16 protein-coding genes and 1 pseudogene are annotated in these 18,644 nt (G+C 71.8%); 14 read left to right on the top strand and 3 right to left on the bottom strand.

Annotated features, from left to right (window positions below; genetic code table 11):
* The first annotated feature begins 128 nt into the window (after positions 1–128).
* From HA039_RS03445 to HA039_RS03435, 3 genes are all read left to right on the top strand, one after another.
* Complete coding sequence (locus HA039_RS03445) at positions 129–425, top strand: chaplin family protein (RefSeq protein WP_167023563.1); 297 nt, start codon at positions 129–131, stop codon at positions 423–425.
* 22 nt (positions 426–447) lie between these two features.
* Complete coding sequence (locus HA039_RS03440) at positions 448–1,707, top strand: tetratricopeptide repeat protein (protein WP_167023560.1); 1,260 nt, start codon at positions 448–450, stop codon at positions 1,705–1,707.
* A 188-nt stretch (positions 1,708–1,895) separates the two neighbouring features.
* The gene (locus tag HA039_RS03435; protein ID WP_167036107.1) at positions 1,896–3,095 is read left to right on the top strand and encodes a cytochrome P450; all 1,200 of its coding nucleotides are present in this window, start codon (positions 1,896–1,898) and stop codon (positions 3,093–3,095) included.
* Positions 3,096–3,179: 84 nt separating this feature from the next.
* Here HA039_RS03435 and HA039_RS03430 read toward each other — a convergent pair whose 3' ends face one another.
* Together HA039_RS03430 and HA039_RS03425 are read right to left on the bottom strand one after the other, a co-directional pair.
* Entirely contained in the window at positions 3,180–4,007 is an 828-nt protein-coding gene (locus tag HA039_RS03430) for a lipase family protein (protein ID WP_167023556.1), read from the bottom strand.
* A 131-nt stretch (positions 4,008–4,138) separates the two neighbouring features.
* Entirely contained in the window at positions 4,139–5,098 is a 960-nt protein-coding gene (locus tag HA039_RS03425) for a DUF5829 family protein (RefSeq protein WP_243869096.1), read from the bottom strand.
* A gap of 162 nt (positions 5,099–5,260) precedes the next feature.
* Here HA039_RS03425 and HA039_RS03420 point away from each other — a divergent pair, with 162 nt between their 5' ends.
* The 5 genes from HA039_RS03420 to HA039_RS03400 all read left to right on the top strand — a co-directional run bounded on the left by HA039_RS03420 (position 5,261) and on the right by HA039_RS03400 (position 10,647).
* On the top strand, positions 5,261–6,226 hold the full coding sequence (locus HA039_RS03420; RefSeq protein ID WP_208298532.1) for an STM4015 family protein: 966 nt from the start codon (positions 5,261–5,263) through the stop codon (positions 6,224–6,226).
* Between the two features lie 70 nt (positions 6,227–6,296).
* Positions 6,297–7,475 carry a wHTH domain-containing protein gene (locus HA039_RS03415; RefSeq protein WP_167023553.1) on the top strand — a complete coding sequence of 393 codons (1,179 nt, stop codon included), beginning with the start codon at positions 6,297–6,299 and terminating at the stop codon, positions 7,473–7,475.
* A 10-nt stretch (positions 7,476–7,485) separates the two neighbouring features.
* Positions 7,486–8,601 carry an AI-2E family transporter gene (locus HA039_RS03410; protein ID WP_167023550.1) on the top strand — a complete coding sequence of 372 codons (1,116 nt, stop codon included), beginning with the start codon at positions 7,486–7,488 and terminating at the stop codon, positions 8,599–8,601.
* A 117-nt stretch (positions 8,602–8,718) separates the two neighbouring features.
* The gene (locus HA039_RS03405; protein ID WP_167023547.1) at positions 8,719–9,819 is read left to right on the top strand and encodes a hypothetical protein; all 1,101 of its coding nucleotides are present in this window, start codon (positions 8,719–8,721) and stop codon (positions 9,817–9,819) included.
* Positions 9,820–9,882: 63 nt separating this feature from the next.
* Positions 9,883–10,647 (top strand): GntR family transcriptional regulator, encoded by a 765-nt coding sequence (locus HA039_RS03400; RefSeq protein WP_167023544.1) that lies wholly within the window; start codon positions 9,883–9,885, stop codon positions 10,645–10,647.
* Positions 10,648–10,665: 18 nt separating this feature from the next.
* On the opposite strand, the gene HA039_RS03395 is transcribed toward HA039_RS03400, so the two are convergent.
* The gene (locus HA039_RS03395) at positions 10,666–11,610 is read right to left on the bottom strand and encodes a zinc-dependent alcohol dehydrogenase (RefSeq protein ID WP_167023541.1); all 945 of its coding nucleotides are present in this window, start codon (positions 11,608–11,610) and stop codon (positions 10,666–10,668) included.
* 316 nt (positions 11,611–11,926) lie between these two features.
* On the opposite strand from HA039_RS03395, the gene HA039_RS03390 reads away from it, so the two are divergent.
* The 6 genes and pseudogenes from HA039_RS03390 (at position 11,927) to HA039_RS03370 (ending at position 18,608) form a co-directional block, all read left to right on the top strand.
* The gene (locus tag HA039_RS03390) at positions 11,927–12,901 is read left to right on the top strand and encodes an ABC transporter permease (RefSeq protein WP_167023538.1); all 975 of its coding nucleotides are present in this window, start codon (positions 11,927–11,929) and stop codon (positions 12,899–12,901) included.
* A 3-nt stretch (positions 12,902–12,904) separates the two neighbouring features.
* Positions 12,905–13,735, top strand: a pseudogene (locus HA039_RS33755) (ABC transporter permease); the annotation flags it as partial.
* Between the two features lie 141 nt (positions 13,736–13,876).
* On the top strand, positions 13,877–14,989 hold the full coding sequence (locus HA039_RS33750; protein ID WP_425086401.1) for an ABC transporter ATP-binding protein: 1,113 nt from the start codon (positions 13,877–13,879) through the stop codon (positions 14,987–14,989).
* Complete coding sequence (locus HA039_RS03380; RefSeq protein WP_167023532.1) at positions 14,986–16,089, top strand: ABC transporter ATP-binding protein; 1,104 nt, start codon at positions 14,986–14,988, stop codon at positions 16,087–16,089. Before HA039_RS33750 ends, HA039_RS03380 begins: the two co-directional genes overlap by 4 nt.
* A gap of 72 nt (positions 16,090–16,161) precedes the next feature.
* Complete coding sequence (locus HA039_RS03375; RefSeq protein ID WP_208298531.1) at positions 16,162–17,844, top strand: ABC transporter substrate-binding protein; 1,683 nt, start codon at positions 16,162–16,164, stop codon at positions 17,842–17,844.
* Between the two features lie 89 nt (positions 17,845–17,933).
* Entirely contained in the window at positions 17,934–18,608 is a 675-nt protein-coding gene (locus HA039_RS03370; protein ID WP_167023529.1) for a ThuA domain-containing protein, read from the top strand.
* Positions 18,609–18,644 lie beyond the last annotated feature (36 nt).

Here is an 18,644-nt window from a genome sequence, read left to right as displayed (position 1 = left end):
TCCTGTCAAGCGATGGCCGCGTGTCGGAAGGCGCGTTCTGTCGTTGATGCGCGAGACGGGCCGTTATGCCCGGCTTGGGTGTGATCGGTGACGAGCCGGGACGCGGTCCCGGGCGAAGGAGGAGCGCCATGGGCGTCGAGACACGGAACACGGGGACCACGGTCGCGCGGGCGGCGGTGCTGGGCGCGGTCGCCGGGGCGGCGTTACTCCCCGCCGGCGCCGCGCAGGCGAACGTGGTCGGGGTCGGGAACGCGGCGTTCGGCAACACCTGCGCCAACCAGGGCGGCGCCCGGGCGGCGGGCGCGACGGTGGCGGGGAGCGGCCTGGGCAGCGGCAACCACGTCGGGCTGCCGCTGCACCTCGCGCGCAACCACTGCGGCAACAGCGGCATCGTCTGCACCGCGATCATCCCGGCCGCGTACTGATGCGGGCGCGCACGGTGACACGATGGACACCGTGACCACGGGCGGGACGCTCGGGGACCGGGCGGCGGTGGCGCTGCTCGCCCTGAGCGGGCGGGCGCTGCCCCTGCTGCGGGAGTGGGTGGGCGGGGAGCCGGACTGCGGGGTGGCGCGGGGCCTGCTGACCCTGGCGACCGCCGACCGGCTCGACGACACCGTACTGAGGGAACAGCTCGTCCTCGCCCACCGGGACGCGTGCGCGGCCGGGGAGCGGGAGGCCAGCCTCGTGTACGGGATCTTCCTCTACACGCACCGGCAGTACCGGCTGACGGCCGATCACCTGGAGGCGCACTTCGCGCGCTGGCCGGCCGACGAGCCGGCCGGGCTGATGGTGGGCGCCTTCTCCTCCTGCGAGGACGACGCCTACCGGAAGCGCGGCGACGCGCTCGTGGAGCGGCAGGCCGCCCTGGCCGGTCCGGACAACTGGCCGTGGACGAGCTGGCTCGCGTCGGTCCGGGCGGAGCAGGGCCGGGTGCGCGAGGCGCACGGCCTGGCCGAGCGGGCCCTGGCCCTCCACCCCCGGTCGGGCGTGGCGGTGCACGCCCTCGCGCACGCCGAGCACGAGTGGGGGACGGGCCCCGCGTCGACCGCCTTCCTGGACCGGTGGCTGGCGGCGGACCCGGGGGCCGTACAGACGCGGCATCTGAGCTGGCACGCCGCGCTGCGGTCGATCGCGTGCGGCGACTTCGAGGACGCCCGCCGCCGCGCCGACGCGGCGCTTCCGCGCGAGGACGTCGGGATGCGGGCGGCGACGAACTGGCGCCTGCTGCTGGTGGGGCAGGCCCCGGCCGGCCGCAGCGATCTGGAGCACGTACGGGAGTTGCTCGCCGCGCCCGGCGGTACGGCGGAGGTCTTCCACACGTTCAACCTGGCCCTCGCCCTCGCGGTGGAGGCCGCGACCGACGACCTGGAGCGGCTGGCGCGCCGGGCGGCGGCCGACCCGCGCCCCGACCACCGCGACGTCCTCGCCCCCGTGGTCCTGGCCCTGGCCGAGATCACCGCGGGGCGCCCCCGGGAGGCGGCCGGCCTGCTGGAGGCGCTGGGCGACCGGACCGCGCGGATCGGCGGGGTACGGGTGGAGCGGGAGATCGTCCAGGACACCCTGGCCCGCGCCCTGGTCGACGCGGGCGAACCCGCCAGGGCGGCCGCGCTCCTGCACCACCGCACCGGCACCCGCCACCACCACGCGTACGAGGACCTCCTCCTCACCGCGCGGGCCCCGGCCCCCGCGGCCGGTACCGCCTGATCCGGTACGGGACCGGGCGGGGCCGCGCCGGTCCCGTACCGCCGTCACTCGCACGGGTGACACACCGCGTGGTGCCCCGCCCGGCCCCGGTCTTCCGCCGCCCTGGTGCGACACGATGGAGCACCGACCAGGCCCGGCCGCCCCGGCGGCCGGGACGCTCATGTGCCGGAGGAAACGCCGTGTCCCTGATGAGCCCCCCCGAGTACGGGCCCCCCGACCTGCCAGGACTGGACTTCGACCCGTTCCTCGCCCACGCGCTGGAGCAGGGACCTCCGATGAAGATCCTGCTGCCCCAGGGCGAGGAACTGAAGGAGTGCTGGCTCGTCACCCGGTACGACGAAGTCCGGTTCGTGACGTCCGACCCCCGCTTCAGCCGCCGCATCACCGGCCGGCCCTTCCCCACGATGAACCGCCACCTCATCCCGATGGGCGCCAGCGTCAGCTTCATCGACCCGCCCGACCACACCCGGATCCGCTCCGTCGTCACCCCCGCCTTCTCCGAGGCCCGCATGAAGGCCCTGCGCCCCCGCGTGGAGACGCTGGTGGCCGAGCTGCTGGACGGCCTGGAGGCGGCCGGGCCGCCCACGGACCTCATCGAGGCCGTCGTCTCCCCGCTGCCGCTGACCCTGGTCGGCGAGATCTTCGGCTTCCCGCCCGCGGACCGCCCCCGGATCCGGAGCTGGGCGGAGGGCATTCTCGTACGGCCCCGGGACGAGGCCGACGCGGCGCGGGCCCGGGCCCTGCGCGACGAGGCGGCCGGGTACTTCCGCGACCTGATCGAGCGGCGCCGCGCCGCACCCGCCGACGACCTGATGTCGGACGTCGCCCGCGCCGTCGACGAGGAACGGGTCACCGGCGAGGAGGCGCTCGCCATGGCCTCCCTCACCGCGCTGAACGGCTGGCACCCGGTGCGCAACAACCTCGCCAACATGGTCTTCGCGCTGCTGCGCCGGCCCCACCTGGTCGAGGCCCTGCGCGCCGGCGACCTGTCCGTCCCCCTGCTGGTCGAGGAACTGCTGCGCTGGATCCCTCACAAGAACGGCATCGGCCAGCCCCGCGTGGCGGTCGAGGACGTGGCGGTGGGAGAGGTCACCGTCCGCGCCGGGGACGTCGTCTACGTGCAGTACTGGGCCGCCAACCGCGACCCCGGCGTGTTCGCCTGCCCGGCGGAGATCGACGCCCACCGCCCCGGCCCGAACCACCTCGCCTTCGGCCACGGCCCGCACTACTGCGTGGCCCCCCACCTGGCGCGTGTCCAGGCCCACGTCCTCCTGCCGGCCCTCTTCACCCGCTTCCCCGGGCTGCGCCTCGCGGTGCCGCCCGAGGAGGTGGAGTTCCAGAAGGACGCCCTGATCAGGGGGCCGGTGACGCTCCCGGTCGCCTGGTAGGGACGGCCCGGCCGTCCGAGGAGGAAGAAGGTCCGGGCACCCATCCCCCGTGGTGGGTGCCCGGACCTTGTCGTGGGGCGCCGGTCAGCCGGACGCGGCCAGGTTCTTCTCGAACGCGGCGAGGTAGTTGCGCAGGTGGTGGTCCTTGACGGCGTCGGTCTCGGGAGCGAGGAACTCGGCCCGCACTCCCTTGGCGCGGTCCAGCAGCCGCGCCTTGAGGGGCATGCCGGGGTGGAGGGTGCCGTCGGCGTCGAAGTAGCGGAGCGCGTCGACGTGGGTGTACGCCGGTTCGGGCGGCAGGTGGGGAACGATGTCGTTGTTGTTGACGAAGCGGTAACAGCGGTCGGTGAAGGCCTTGTTGTGCACCCCGGCGAGGAGCCGTTCGCAGGTACGGGGCTGGCCGAAGGTGTACACACCGGCCGGCAGGAGCCGCGGCTCCTCCAGGTACCAGCGCGTGCCGGCCAGCATCGCGAGGGCGCCGCCGAGGCTGTGGCCGGTGAACCAGACGCTCTGCCCGTTCGTCCGTAACTCCTGAACGGTGTCGCGGATCCGCGGATAGACGGACTGGAGCGCCTGGTGGAAGCCGTAGTGGACGAAGCCCTTGTTCGCCGGCCCGGGGACCGGCGGGGTGGTGACGTCGGTCAGCCAGTCGTAGATCTTCAGGACCTCGGTGCCCCGGAAACCGGCGACGATCATGCGGTCACTCGCCATGACGTACGCCTGGGTGTCCTCGATCGGGAACGGCATCCGGTGCGCCGACTCGAAGTGCCGTACCTCGCCGAAACCCCAGGCGTGCGCCTGGGCTTCGAGGGCGGCCGGCGCCAGTGCGGCCAGGCCGGCCGCCCGTGCCATCCAGTAGGCGTGCGCGAGGGAGTAGCGGGTGGTCGTGTGGTCCAGGGCGGGGATCGCCATCGTGTCCTCCAGGAGGCGGCTGCGGTCGCCCAGCAACCTAGCCCCGGCGGGTCCGGGGACACGCCGACGGCGCCCGCGACCACCCGTACGGACGCACCGGGGCGCGGCCGGGGTCAGGGGCGGTCCCGGTGTCAACTGCCCGTCGCCGGGCCCGTGGTGAACGTCCACACGGCGGTGCTGCCCGGGCCGACGGTCAGTGTCGACCTGCCGATGCGTTCCCGGTGGCGGTCGGCCGGGCGGTTCAGGGAGAGGTCGATCCGCCGCAGGCCCGCCTCGGCGCGTGGCACCGCGTCCAGGCGGATCGTGGTGCCGCCGCGTTGTGCGGTCACTCCGCCTGCCGGGGTGGTGCGGACGTCGAACCCACCGGCCCTGAGCAGCGGGAGTGTGTCGGCGAGGTCGCCTTCGGTGACGCCCAGGCGGATCGCCGTGACGTCGCGCATCAGATGCGCGCGGTAGTCGTCGGACAGATAGCGTTCCCGGCCGACGTCACCGGGGTGGCCGGGCGGCTCGGTGTTGCCGCGCGGATCCGCGAAGTACTCCGGCCGGTACTCCATCGCCCAGGCGCCGAAGGCGTCGTACTGGGTGGTCGTGAGGAGGGCGTCGAACCACGGCACCGGCACCCCGTCGCCGAAGTCGCGGGTCTGGCCGAACTCGACGGGCTCGGCGACCCCCTCGTCGCGCAGCCGCCCGAGGACCGTCGGCAGGTCGCCGGCCCGCTCCGTCGAGATCCCCATCCCGGCGGAGCCGAGGGTGCCGTCCTGGCCCGCCACGTCCCCGACCCCCAACAGTTCGAGGTAGGTCTCACGCCCCATCAGGTAGCGGCCGGTCCAGGTCTGTCCGTCCGCCCCGGTCGTCGTGCGGACCTGGAAGTTGGCGAAGTCCCGCAGATAGGCGGAGTGCTCGACGGCGTCGGCGGTCTCCCGGTCGAGCACTCCGTAGGCGTGGTTGAAGAACAGGAGTTGACGGTCCGTCACCGGCCGGGTGTTCCCGGCCTCCGGCGTCCCCGTGCCGGCCTCGGCCACCCCGGTGAGGGGGAGCGTGAGGGCCGCGGCGAGGACCATGGTCATCCGTAGCGTCCGGCGAAGCAGCATGCGGGGAAGCCTAGGCGGGGCGATCGATCCGCGCCGTTGTCTTCGGTCAGCGCCGAAAGTCGGTACGTACGTGCACAGTGATACGGAAGGGCCTCGTGTGTCGGAAGGGGCTGGTAGAACAACGGGAACAGCCGCCGCGTCCGGAGTGTCGGGAGCCACGTCTTGTCGTACGTGCACCACGTCGAGCAGTTCCACGGACTGCCCACCTACACCTTCTCGCCCTACGTGAACCCGGGGGACCTGCCCGCCGCCGAGTCCGTCGCCTGGCGTCTCCAGTGCGGGCAACTGCCCGCCGAGACCGACTACGGGGCGCGCGGCGACGCCTATGCGGCGCGCTTCACCGAGTCGGTCGACCTGGGGAAGATACGCGCGATGGTGTTCGGCGAGCCCTGGTACGGCGACGGCGGCCTCGCGGACGAGACGCTGCTCGACCTCGCTCCCCGCCTGACCGGCCTCGAAGCGGTGTTCCTCGGCGACCTGGAGGACGACGAGGCGATGATCTCCACGATCTACCTCCAGGACGTCGCGCCCGTGCTGGCGGCGTTCCCCGGTCTGCGGGAGCTGGCCGTACGGGGCGGCGAGGGCCTGGCGTTCCCCGTGACGGGCCACGAGGAACTGAGGGTGCTGCGCGTCCAGTCCGGCGGGCTGCCCCCGGAGGCCGCCGCGCAGATCGCCGCCGCCGACCTGCCGTCGCTGGAACGCCTGGAGTTGTGGCTGGGCGACGACGACTACGGCGGGGGCACGACGGTCGAGCACCTCGCCCCGCTCCTCACGGGCCGGGGCAAACCCGCCCTGCGCCACCTGGGGTTGCAGAACAGCCCGATCCAGGACGAGTTGGCCGCCGCGCTCGCCTCGGCGCCCGTCGTGGCCCGGCTGACATCCCTGAGCCTGTCGATGGGGACACTCGGCGACGAGGGCGCGGAGGCGCTGCTCCTCGGCCAACCCCTCACCCATCTGCGGGAGTTGGACCTCTCGCACCACTTCCTCAGCCACGCCATGATGCTGCGCCTCTGGACGGAACTGGAACCGCACGGCGTCCGGGTCGACCTGACGTCACGTCAGGAGGACGAGGGCGACGATCCCGACTGGGACGAGGAGGACGGCCGGTACGTCGCGGTCGGCGAATGACCGCGGCCGGCGCCCACCGGCGCCGGACCGCCGCCCCCTTCCTCTCCCCGCGCCATGGAAAGGCCCCGCCATGTACGACGCCCCCGACTCGCAGGACCCGGACGACATCAAGGCCGCCAGCCGTGAACTCGACGGCCGCGGACCCTGGTTGGACCCCGCCCGCCAGGTCCCGTACGGGCACGTGTTGCACGCCGCCGCCGTCCTCGGCCACACTCCCGCCGACGTGGCCGCCCGGCTGACCGCCCTGGGATACGCCGACATCGAGCTTCCCGAAGCCCCGTTGCCCGGGACCGTCGACCCCGCGGACGTCCCGCTGCTCCGGGACGTCGCCGCGCGATACTCGCCCACCTGGCTCGACGTCGGCAGGCCGGTGTCCCTGCGCCAGGTACTCGAATCGGCGGGCCGGGCCGACCGCTCTCCCGCCGACGTCGCCCGGCGGCTGACCGCGCTCGGCTACCGGCTCGGCGGCACCGGCCGGCCGCTGCCCGAGACCGCGGACCGCGGCGACGCCGTGCTGATCAGCAGCGGCTACGGTCGCTACCGGACGTGGGCCGACTGGGGCGACGAGGTGCCCGCGTACTGTGTGGTGGAGTCCGGCGGCGAGACGCGGCGCGGCACGTACGCCGCCGCCCTGCGCCTGGTCGCGCTCGGCCTCCGGCTGCCGTACACCCCCGACCCCTCGGACGAGCCGCTCCTGAGGTCCGCGGGGGAGGTGGTCACCGGCTGGCACTACCGGACACCGCCCGTCGGGCACATCCTGGAGGTCGCCCGGGAGACCGGGCGCACCCCGGCGGACGTCGCCGCCCGGCTGGCGGAGCTGGGCCACCCCGCCCCGCCCGTGCCCGACACCCCGGAGCCCGACGACCCCGTCCTCCTCAGCGAGGAACTCGACGGCCGCGCACCCTGGTTGGGGCGGGAGACCACGGTCGGGCTGCCGATGCGCCACGTGCTGCGCGCGGCCCTCGCCACGGGCCGTACCCCCGCCGACGTCGCCGCGCGGCTGGCCGAGATGGGCCATTGCCTGCACGAGAACGCGATCCTGCCCGAGACGGCCGACGAGGCGGACGTCCGCCTGCTCGCGACGCTCGACCGCTCGTACCTGGACGAGGTTCACCTGGAGCACGTCCTGCGCAGCGCGGGCCTCACGGGGAGGAGCCCGGCGGACGTCGCGGCGCGGTTCACCGCCCTCGGCCACCGCCTCCCCGACGACGTCGGCCTTCCGGACGTACGCGCGTCCGTGGCCCCATAGGGTGGCCCCCATGTCTGCCACGCTGAGTTCCACCAAAACCGCCGCAGCGCTCCGGAGATCGGCGCGCGTCTCCGTCGAACTGCTGGCGGTCCTCGTGATGGTCGCGGTGGGCCTGTGGCTCCTGGGCCGGATGTGGCCGGTCGTCTGGCCGCTGGTGGTGGGGCTGTTCCTCACGACCATGACCTGGCCCCTGACCGCTTTCCTGCGCCGGCGCGGGTGGGCCCCCGCGCTCGCCGCGACGGCGGTGACCCTCCTCTTCCTCCTGGTCTCCCTCGGCATCGTGGCGCTGATCGCGGTGCCGGTGGCGTCCCAGTCCGGCGAGCTGACGGACGGTGTGGTCGACGGCATCCAGAAGTTGCGCGAGTGGGCCTCCGGGCCGCCGCTGAACATCGGCGACGACCAGATCGCGGGCGCCTTCGACGCCGCCGTCGCCCGGATCCAGGGCAGTGTGGGCAGCATGGTGGGCGCCGTGGTCACCGGCGTGGGCACGGTGTTCAACGGTCTGGTCACCGGTGTCCTGGCGCTCTTCCTGATGTTCTTCTTCCTCAAGGACGGCCCGCGGTTCCTGCCGTGGCTCGCCCGCCAGCTCCCCGGCCGGCTCGCCACCGACGTCCCGATCGTCGCCGAGCGCGGCTGGGAGACGCTCGGCGCGTTCGTACGGTCGCAGGCCCTCATCGGTCTCCTCGACGCGGTGTTCATCGGAATCGGCCTGTGGGCGCTCGGGGTGCCGCTGGTGCTCCCGCTGGCGGTGCTGACCTTCGTCTCCGCGTTCGTGCCGATCGTGGGCGCGCTGTTCGCGGGCCTGGTCGCGGTGCTCATCGCGCTGGTGTCGAACGGCCTGACCGACGCGCTGATCGTGCTGGCGATCATCGTCGTCGTCCAGCAGGTGGAGGGCAACGTGCTCCAGCCCATGATCCAGAGCCGCGGACTGGGCCTGCACGCCGCCGTGGTCCTGCTGGCGGTGACACTCGGCGGCAGCCTCGCCGGTGTGGTGGGCAGCCTGCTCGCGGTGCCGGTGGCCGCGCTGGTGGCGGTGGTCTGGAACTACCTGCGCGAGCAACTCGCCGACCCGCCCCCGGTGTCGGAGCCCGACGAGCCGCGGACCGGCGACGCGGTGCTGTCGTAGCGGTGGCCTGAGGGTGTCGCGGCGCCGAATCCGCGGCACCCCGCCGATCCCTCCCGGGCCACGGATGGTCACGCACAGGCATTCCGGTGGACGCCCGGACCACAGACAATCGTGCGCATGACGATCACGGAGAGCGCGCCTCCCACCCACCACCGACCGGTGGCTCTCCTCCGGGGTTTCCTGTCCGGGGGAGTGACCGGCGCCTCCCTGGCCGCGCTGGTCTGCGGCGCCGTCATCGAGAGCGTTCCGCTGGTCGCCGGGGGCCTGGCCCTGCCCCTCGCGTACGCCCTGCTGCTCTTCGCCGCCGGGCTGCCGCGGCGCTTCCGCGAGGCCGGCGCGGGGGCCCGTACGGCGCTCGCGGTGATCGAGAGCGCGCACGCCGTTGGGGGCGAGACGGGGGACATACCCGTCCAGTTCGTTCTGACGGTCGCGCCGGACGACGCGTCCGCGTACCGCGTCGAGACCACCGCGAACATCAACCTGGTCGACCTCCCCGACCACCGTCCGCGCGGGATCGTGGTGGTCACCTACCACGTGGACCGGCCCTGGAAGGTACGGCTCGTCACGCGGCCTCCCGCCGAATGGAAGGCGCGGGCCGCCGAGGCCCGTATCGACTCCGCGCCGGAATCCGCTCTCGTGAAGAAGCCCCCGGAGGGCTGCGGGGCCGGTCTTCTCCGCTTCCTCGGCCTGCTGCTCGGCGCCGCCGCGGTGATCGTGCCGCTGCGCGCCGACCTCTTCGGGGACGAGGCGTCCGCGCCGCCGCCGTCCTCCGCGAAACCCTCCGTCTCCACCACGACCTCGACCACGGTCACCTCGTCGGCGGGGCTCGGCACGGTCTCCGTCGGACCGGGGCAGTCGCTGCTCGACCGGGGCGAACTGTGCCGGGCCGTCGACTCGTTGACCAAGGGGAAGGAGGCGGACGCGCGCCAGGCACTCACCGTCAGCGTCCAGGAACGGCTGCTGACCGTGGTGTTCGCCCCCGCCGACACCCCGCTCGTCCGGTTCGACGTACGCTCCCTGCCGTGCGCGCGCGTGCCCGACCTGGTCGCGCGGGCCCGTACCACGCTCGGCGTCGGCGCCCCGCAGAGCTGGCAGGTCACCGCCGAGCACCTCACCGGCGCCCTCACCCTCCGGGTCACCGTGACGGGACCCGACGGCTCGGCTTTCCTCGACGCGGACGCGAAGGGCGAGGTGACCCGGCGCGGCCCGGCGCGCTGACCGCGTCCGCTAAGGTGATCCGCGCCTGTTCACCGGAGCACATCACCATGGGAGCCTCACTGTATGAACGACTCGCCTGAGGTCTCCGGTGCCATGGTGCCCGGATATCCGGAGCCGTTGTGGATCCAGGCGGTCCAGGTGATCCAGGGGGAGATCGACCGGGGCGTGCTCCTGCCCGGCGGCCGGCTGCCCCCCGAACGCCAGTTGTGCCAGCAACTGGGCATCAGCCGCGTGACGTTGCGCAAGGCGCTCAACAGCCTGGTCGAGACTGGGGTGTTGAACCCCTCGCACGGGCGTGGCTGGTACGTGGCCAAGACCGTCCCGGCCGCGCGGAAGAAGGAATGGCCCAACACACTGGAGTCGTTCAGCGAGACGGCGGCGCGGATGGGGCTCACCCCCCACTCCAAGGTGCTGCGCGCCGAGACGAGCCCGGCCACCATCGACGAGGCCGAGCAACTGGCCATCGCTCCCGGGACGCCGCTCTTCCGCCTGGAGCGGGTGCGCCTGCTGGAGGGCGTGGCGATAGCGCTGGATGTGACGCGCCTGCGGCAGGCACTCGTACCGGACATCGAGCGGGTGGACTTCCAGGAGCGGTCGCTGTACGCCACCCTCGCGGCGGCCGGGGTCGAACCGGTGCGCGCGGACAGCACGATCGAGGCGACGAAGGCCGACGAACGGGCGGCCGAGCACCTCGACCTGGCGTCCGGCGACCCGGTGCTCGTCATGCGGCAGGTCGCGCTGGGCGGACAGCGGGAACCGTTGTTCGTCTCGACGATCCAGTACGCGGGCGACCGCTACCGGTTGCGTACCTCGTTCGCGCGCTCGTAGTGCGCGCGGGGGCCCCGCTCAGAACAGCACCACCCCCTTGACGAAGTCCGGGCCCGCCGCCTCCAGGGTCCGGAACGCCTCGTCGACGTCGTCCAGGCCGAACCGGTGGGTGATCAACGGCTCGTAGCTGAACCGCCGTTCGGCGATCAGGGCGAGGGTCTCCCGCATCGCGGCGACCAGCCGGGTGCGGTCGGGGCAGAAGCCGTTGACGACGGTGACGGCCTTGTACCAGAGGTCCATGTCCATCATCGCGTCGCCGGTGTGGTGGTAGCCCACCACCCCCAGCGTGCCGAACGGCCGGACCATGCTGCCCGCCGTCCGCAGCCCGCCGGTGGCCCCGGTCGCCTCCAGCACGATCGCCGGCCGCGCGTCCGTGGCCCGGCCGGTGTCCGAGCGGTACTCCTCCGGCAGTGTGTTGGGTGCGAAGACCAGGTCGGCGCCGAGCGCGAGGGCCCGCCGGCGCCGGGCGGGGTCCGGGTCCACGCCGATGAGCAGACCGGGCGCGTGCCGTTTGGCGAGCTGGACGAGGCCGAGGCCCATGAAGCCGAGACCCACCACGGCCACCCGGTCACCGGGGCCGACGCCGGTACGGGACAGGGCCTCCTCCAGGTCGGCCACCGGTTCGCCCAGCGCGTGCGCCGGCTCGATGCCCGCCGGCACCGGCAGGACCGCGTTCGCGTCCATGACCGCCCGCGTCGCGAACCCCTCGCCGCCCAGGCCCGTCACGAGATCGCCCGGAACCCACCGCCCCGCGTCGCGCCCCGCGCCGACCACACGGCCCACCATCTCGTGACCCAGCCGGACCGGTGCGCCGGCGGGGTCGTGGTCCCGCCACGCCCCGATGTCCGACGTACACACCCCGCAGGCCAGTACGTCCACCAGCACCTGGTGGTCGGCGGGCACGGGGTCGTCCGCGGTGACGACCTCGGAGGTGCGACGGCCGACGAGTTGACTGATCTTCATGAGGGGACTCCAGTCCGCGTTCCTGTCCGAGTGGTGCGGATCAGTGTAGCGATGTGGTCCTAAGTGGTAAGCACCAATCCGAACCCCATCTGCGGGCACTGGCCGGATTCGCCCGCCCTTTATGTCCTTCTTTGTGGCTAAAGTAGCCAACTAGGCAGCGAATTTACGCCGCGTTCTCTCCTGTTCCACCTCTAGACAGGATCGCCGTTCGTATTAAGATGTCGGCAAGTGGTATGCATTTGGCACACCACTAAATCGGCCGAAAGAGAGCGAGTCGGCTATGGAAGCGACGGCCGCCGGTGAAGGGGACTGATCCGTGCGCACACTCCTCAGGAAGATCGCCTTCTACCTGCTCACCGCCTGGGCTGCGATCAGCCTCAACTTCCTCATCCCGCGTGTCATGCCGGGCAATCCGGCGGACAACCTGATCAACCAGTTCCACGGCAAACTCAGCCCGTCCGCGGTGCACGCCCTGCGGGTTCTCTTCGGCCAGCCCGACCAGAACCTCTGGCAGCAGTACGTCAGTTACTGGCACAGCGTGTTCACCGGCAACTTCGGGATCTCGTACGCGTACTACCCGTCCAAGGTCAGCACGGTCCTCGGCAGCAGCATGTACTGGACGCTGATCCTCGTCACCATCTGCACCGTGCTGGGCTTCGTCCTCGGCACCTCGCTGGGCATGCTGGCCGGCTGGAAACGCGGCAGTTGGCTCGACTCGCTGGTGCCCGTGACGACGTTCCTGTCGTCCATCCCCTACTTCTGGTTCGCGATCATCATGGTCTACGTCTTCGCGATCACCCTCAACTGGTTCCCGCTGTCCGGTGGTTACGCGCTCGACCAGAGCATCGGGCTGAACGGCGGCTTCCTCGCCAGCGCGGTCAACTACGCGGTCTTGCCCGCCGCCACCATCACCGTCGCCTCGGTCGGCGGCTGGCTCATCGGCATGCGCAACATGATGCTGACCACGCTCGGCGAGGACTACGTCCGGCTCGCCGAGGCCAAGGGCCTCTCCAAGCGGCGGGTGATGTACACCTACGCGGCCCGCAACGCGATGCTCCCGTCGTTCTCCGGCTTCGCGATGTCGCTCGGCTTCGTCATCGGCGGCTCCATCGTCACCGAGGTCGTCTTCAACTACCCCGGCATCGGGTCGGTGCTCTTCAAGGCCGCGCAGGCGGCCGACTACCCCCTGATGTCCGCCATTTTCCTGCTCATCACCGTGCTGGTACTCGTCGCGAACCTCCTCGCGGACATCGCGTACGTGTTCCTCGACCCGAGGACAAGGGAGAGCTGACCCATGGCCCTGCAACCCGCTGCCCTGGCCGAGGCGGACACCGGTGTGGAGTCCTCCGGGAACCTCACCCGGCTCTGGGTGCGCCTGCTGCGCTCCCCGATGACCCTCACCGGCCTGGTGATCCTGCTGGTCTTCGTGGTCCTGGCCGTCATCGCGCCGTGGATCTCGCCGTACGACCCCTCCGCCGTCAGCGACGCGGCCCTCGCCCCGCCCTCCGGCTCCCACTGGCTGGGCACCACGCAGAACGGACAGGACATCCTGTCCCAGATGCTGTACGGCGCCCGCGCCTCGATGGTGGTCGGCCTCGGCGCCGCCGTCATCACCACCGTCCTGTCGGTGGGGGTCGGCATCACCGCCGGGTACGTGGGCGGGATCGGCGACGAACTGCTGTCGCTGCTCGCGAACGTGTTCCTCGTCCTGCCGGGACTGCCGCTGACCATCATCCTCGCCGCGTACCTCCCGCACAGCGGGTCGCTCGGGATCATCCTGGTCATCACCGTCACCGGCTGGGCCTGGGGCGCCCGGGTGCTGCGCGCCCAGACGCTGTCCCTGCGCAAACGGGACTTCGTGGAGGCCGCCCGCGCCACCGGCGAGAAGACCTGGCGGATCATCCTCAAGGACATCCTGCCCAACCAGATGGCCGTGATCGCCGCCTCGTTCCTCGGCACCGTCATCTTCGCCATCCTCACCCAGGCCAGCCTGGCGTTCCTCGGCCTCGCCGACGTCACCCAGTGGTCCTGGGGCACGATCCTCTACTGGGCCCAGACCGGCAGCGCGCTGCTGACCGGCGCCTGGTGGTGGTTCGTCCCCGCGGGACTGGCCATCGCGGTGCTCGGCACCTCCCTGTCCCTGGTCAACTTCGGCATCGACGAGTTCATCAACCCCCGGCTGCGGCAGGCCGGCATCGGCACCAAGAAGGCCCAGCGCGGCCAGGTGTCGGCCAAGCGCCCGCGCCGTGTCCGCCACCAGGGCCCGGTGGTACGGCGGCCCGCCGCGACGCCCTTCACCCAGGACAGCACCGACGTCGTGCTCGACGTCCGCGACCTGCGGGTGGAGTACGTCGGCGAGAGCGGCCGTACCCCGGCCGTCAGCGACGTCTCGTTCACCCTGCGGCGCGGCGAAGTGCTGGGCATCGCGGGGGAGTCGGGCTCGGGCAAGTCCACCCTCGCCTACGCCATCACCCGGCTGCACAAGCCGCCGGCCGAGATATCCCGGGGCGAGATCCACTACACCAAGCCCGACGGCACCACCGTCGACGTGCTCGCCATGGACGAGGACGAACTGCGCGGCTTCCGCTGGGAGGAACTGTCCATCGTCTTCCAGTCGGCGATGAACGCGCTCAACCCGATCCTGCGGATCGGCGCCCAGATCGAGGACGTCATCGTCGCCCACCGGCCGAAGATGGACGCCCGGGAACGCGCCGCCCGGGTGGTGGAACTCCTCGGCATCGTCGGCATCCCCGCCGACCGCGCGAACTCCTACCCGCACGAACTCTCCGGCGGCATGCGGCAGCGCGCGATGATCGCCGTCGGGCTCGCCCTCGACCCCGAGATCATCGTGATGGACGAACCGACCACCGCGCTCGACGTGGTGATCCAGCGTCAGATCATCGAGAAGATCATGGAGTTGAAGGACCGGCTCGGCTTCTCGGTCGTGTTCATCACCCACGACCTGTCCCTGCTGATCGAACTCTCCGACACCATCGCGGTGATGTACGGCGGCAAGGTCGTCGAGATGGCCCCGGCCGACGACTTCTACCGCCGCCCGCAACACCCGTACAGCCGCGGCCTGCTGGGCTCCTTCCCCACCCTCGGCGGCCCCAAGCGGGAGCTGACCGGCATCATCGGCTCCCCGCCCGACCTGCGCAGACTCCCCAGCGGGTGTGCGTTCGCCCCCCGATGTCCGCACGCCTTCGACGCCTGCGCCACCCAGGTGCCCCCGCTCCTCCAGGTCACCGGGCCCGGCGGCGGCACGTCCCTGGCGGCCTGCCTGCTGCACGCGGACACCGGCGCGGGCACTCCCGCCGACCCCGGCGGCCCGCACCCCCGGAACACCCCGAACGAACTGGCGACAGGTGAGACACGATGAGCGGTGACACGAAGACCGGGACGGGGACCACCACCGGCACCACGGCCGGGCAGCGGCCCGTGCTGGAAGCCGTCCACGTGACCAAGCACTTCCCCGTACGGAGCGGACTGCCCCGGCGCGGCGCCACCCGCAAGGTCGTGCACGCCGTCGACGACGTCTCGCTCAGCCTGTACGCGGGGCGGATCACCGCGCTCGTCGGCGAGTCCGGGTCCGGCAAGTCGACCCTGGCCCGCCTGCTCGCCCAGCTCTACCCGCTCACGAGCGGCGAGGTGCGGCTGCACGGCGAACCCGTCAGGGCGATGCGCGGCCGGGCCTTCCGCGACCACGTCCGCAAGGTCCAGCTGATCCTCCAGGACCCGTTCGGCTCCTTCAACCCGGTCGCCACCATCGCCGGCACCCTCAAGCGGGCCGTCGCCCTGCACCACCCCGGCAAGCGCGGCAAGGACCAGGCCGCCGTCATCGACGACCTGATGACGCAGATCAACCTCGTGCCGCCCCGACAGTTCACCGCGAAGTACCCGCACGAACTGTCGGGCGGACAGCTCCAGCGCATCTCCATCGCCCGCGCGCTGGCCGCCGACCCCGAGGTGTTCCTCGCCGACGAACCGGTCTCCAGCCTCGACGTCTCCATCCGCCTCGGCATCCTCAACCTGCTGCGCCGCCTCACCGAGGAACGCAACGCCGCGATGCTCTACGTCACCCACGACATCGCCTCCGCCCGCTACTTCGCCACCGACACCGCGGTGATGTACGCCGGGCAGGTCGTCGAGAGCGGCCCCTCGGAGGAGGTGACCCAGGAGGCGGCCCATCCGTACACCCAACTGCTGATCGCCTCCGCACCCGACCCGTCGAGGTCCGGCGCCGACCGCGTCCGGGACATCGGCCAGCCGCCGAGCCTCATCGACCCGCCGGCCGGCTGCCGCTTCCACCCGCGCTGCCCGTACGCGATGGAGCGCTGCGCGACCACCGCACCCGAGCCGTTCCCCCTGACCGCCGGACACACCGTCCGGTGCTGGCTCTACGCCGACGACCCCGAGGCCCGTGCCAAACGGGCCGAGAACACCGAGGCCGTCGCGCGTCCGGCCGCCCCCACCGCCTGAACGGCGACCGACTCCCACCCACACCCCCACGTATCTCTCCCGCTGTCCCCCTCTTTCAAGGAGCAGACGAACGTGACGACTTCCTCCTCGCCGATCGAGTCAGGCATGACAAGACGAGGCGTTCTCGCCGGAGCCCTGGCCGGTACGGCCGCCCTCGCCCTCGTGGGCTGTCAGCCGTCCTCGGGCGGCGCCGGCTCGGGCGGTGGCAAGACCACCCTCACGGTGGCCGGCCAGTCCGACAACCTCACCCAGGTCTTCAACCCGTTCCTCCCCAACAGCGCCCAGGCGCTGACCTATTCGTCCCCCGGGCAGAGCGGCTTCATCTACGAGCCGCTCGTCCAGATCAACACCGTGAACATCGGCCACGACCTGCCCTGGCTCGCCAAGGCGTGGCGCTGGTCGGACGGCAACAAGACCCTCACCCTCGACCTCGCCTCGGGCGTCAAGTGGAGCGACGGTACGCCGTTCTCGGCCGACGACGTGGTGTTCACGTACACCATGCTGAAGTCGCACCCGGGGATGAACCTCCTCGGCGCCGACTTCGCCACGGTCAGCGCGCCCACCCCGCAGCAGGTGGTGTTCACCTTCGCGGTGCCCTCGCAGCAGTACTTCACCAACATCGTGTCCTGCCCGATCGTCTCGAAGCACCTCTGGTCGAAGGTCAAGGACCCGACGACGTACCCGGACAAGAACCCGGTCGGCACCGGCCCGTTCACCCTCTCCACGTTCTCCCCGCAGAGCTTCCTGCTCGTCCGCAACGAGGACTACTGGCAGACCAAGGCCCAGATACACGCGCTGCGCTTCGTGGCCTACAAGGACAACGTGAGCATGACCAACGCGCTCGTCCAGGGCCAGGCCGACTGGGGCGGCACGTTCATCGCCAACGCCGAGAAGACGTTCGTCAGCCGGAGCAAGCACAACCACTACTGGGCGCCCATCGCCGGGACCGACGGCCTGATCCCGAACCTGGAGCGCTGGCCCCTGAGCGACCTCGCGGTACGCAAGGCGATCAACCTCGGCGTCGACCGCAAGCAGGTCGCGGCCGCGAGCAACGACGTGCCCGCCACCAGCATCACCGGCCTGCCGATGCCCGCCTACACCGCCAACATCGCCCCGCAGTACAAGGGCCTCAACCTGGAACAGGACACCGCCAAGGCCGAGCAGATCCTCAAGGACGCCGGCTACGCCAAGGCGGGTGACGGCTACTACGCCAAGGGCGGCAAGCGCGTCGAGTTCTCCATCACCTTCCCCTCCGCGTACACCGAGATCGCCGCGCGCTGCCAGGTGCTGGTCTCGCAGCTCAAGGACATCGGCATCAAGCTCAACATCGACACCACGACGGTGACCGAGATCAACACCCTCACCGCCAAGGGTGACTTCGACTCCACGATGGGCTACCCGGTCAACTCGGCGCCGCGGGCCTTCTCGTACTACAACGACACGATCAACCCCAACCTCTACTACCCGATCGGCAAGGCGACACCGACCTACCAGAACATCGAGCGCTTCCAGAACGCCGAGGCCGCCGCGCTGTTCAAGGAGTACCCCAAGGCCACCACGGACGCCCAGCGCCAGCAGATCCTGAACGGGATCGAGAAGATCTTCGTCGAGAACCTGCCCTGGATCCCGATGTTCTACTGGGGCAGCTACAGCGACTGGAGCACCGCGAAGGCCACGGGCTTCCCCTCGCCGGACGACCCGTACTTCAGCCCGATCCCCAACCCCGTGGTCGCCCTGCGCCTCAAGCCCGCCTGAGCCGCCCGCGCGCCGCCGGGCCGCCCGGTCCGGCCGCGCCGCCACCCCACCGCCCGCTCCACCCCTGCCGCACCCCCGCGAGGAGAGCCATGCCACACCTCTCGACGCCCAGAGCCATGGTCGTCGTCAACGGCGACGACATCCACCACGACCTGCTCGGCGCCGCCGGAGTCTTCCAACAGCTGGGCGTGGAGGCCGGGTTCGTCACCCGCAAGGCCATGGGCACCGGCCGCTTCGCCGACCCGCGACCCGAGACCGCCGAGGCGGACGTCTACCTCCTCTACACCGCGGGCGGCCACTTCGCCACGGACCAGCAGCGGGCCCTGGCCGACGCCGTTCGCGGCGGCAAGGGGCTGGTGGGGGTGCACGGCGCCAACATCATGGGGGTGCTGGGGGACGGCCTCGACCCGGCGGACCGGCCGCTCTTCGAGCTGCTCGGCAACCGCTACCTCTCGCACGGCCCGGGCCACCACGAGGGCCGGCACACCGTCGAGATCGTCGCCGACCACCCCGTCACCCGCGGGCTTTCCGACTTCGAACTCTTCGACGAGTACTACGAGTTCGAGACGGCCGACGAGGACCTCACCGTACTGGCGCAACGGCACCGGGCGGACGGTGTGGTCGTCCCGGTGCTGTACGCCCGCGAGGTCGGGGCCGGCCGGGTGGTCTACCTGGCGCTCGGCCACGACCTGCGCTCCTGGGGCGAACCACCGGTCCGCACCCTGGTCAGGCAGGCCCTGCGATGGGCGGCCGGCCGTGACTGAGACGACACGCACCGGCCCCGCGGGGCCGGCCGGAGG

The sequence above is a fragment of the Streptomyces liangshanensis genome (genome assembly GCF_011694815.1).
Lineage (GTDB): Bacteria > Actinomycetota > Actinomycetes > Streptomycetales > Streptomycetaceae > Streptomyces > Streptomyces liangshanensis.
Note: the sequence above shows the minus strand (reverse complement) of the source record. Positions and strands in the feature narration are given on the sequence as shown.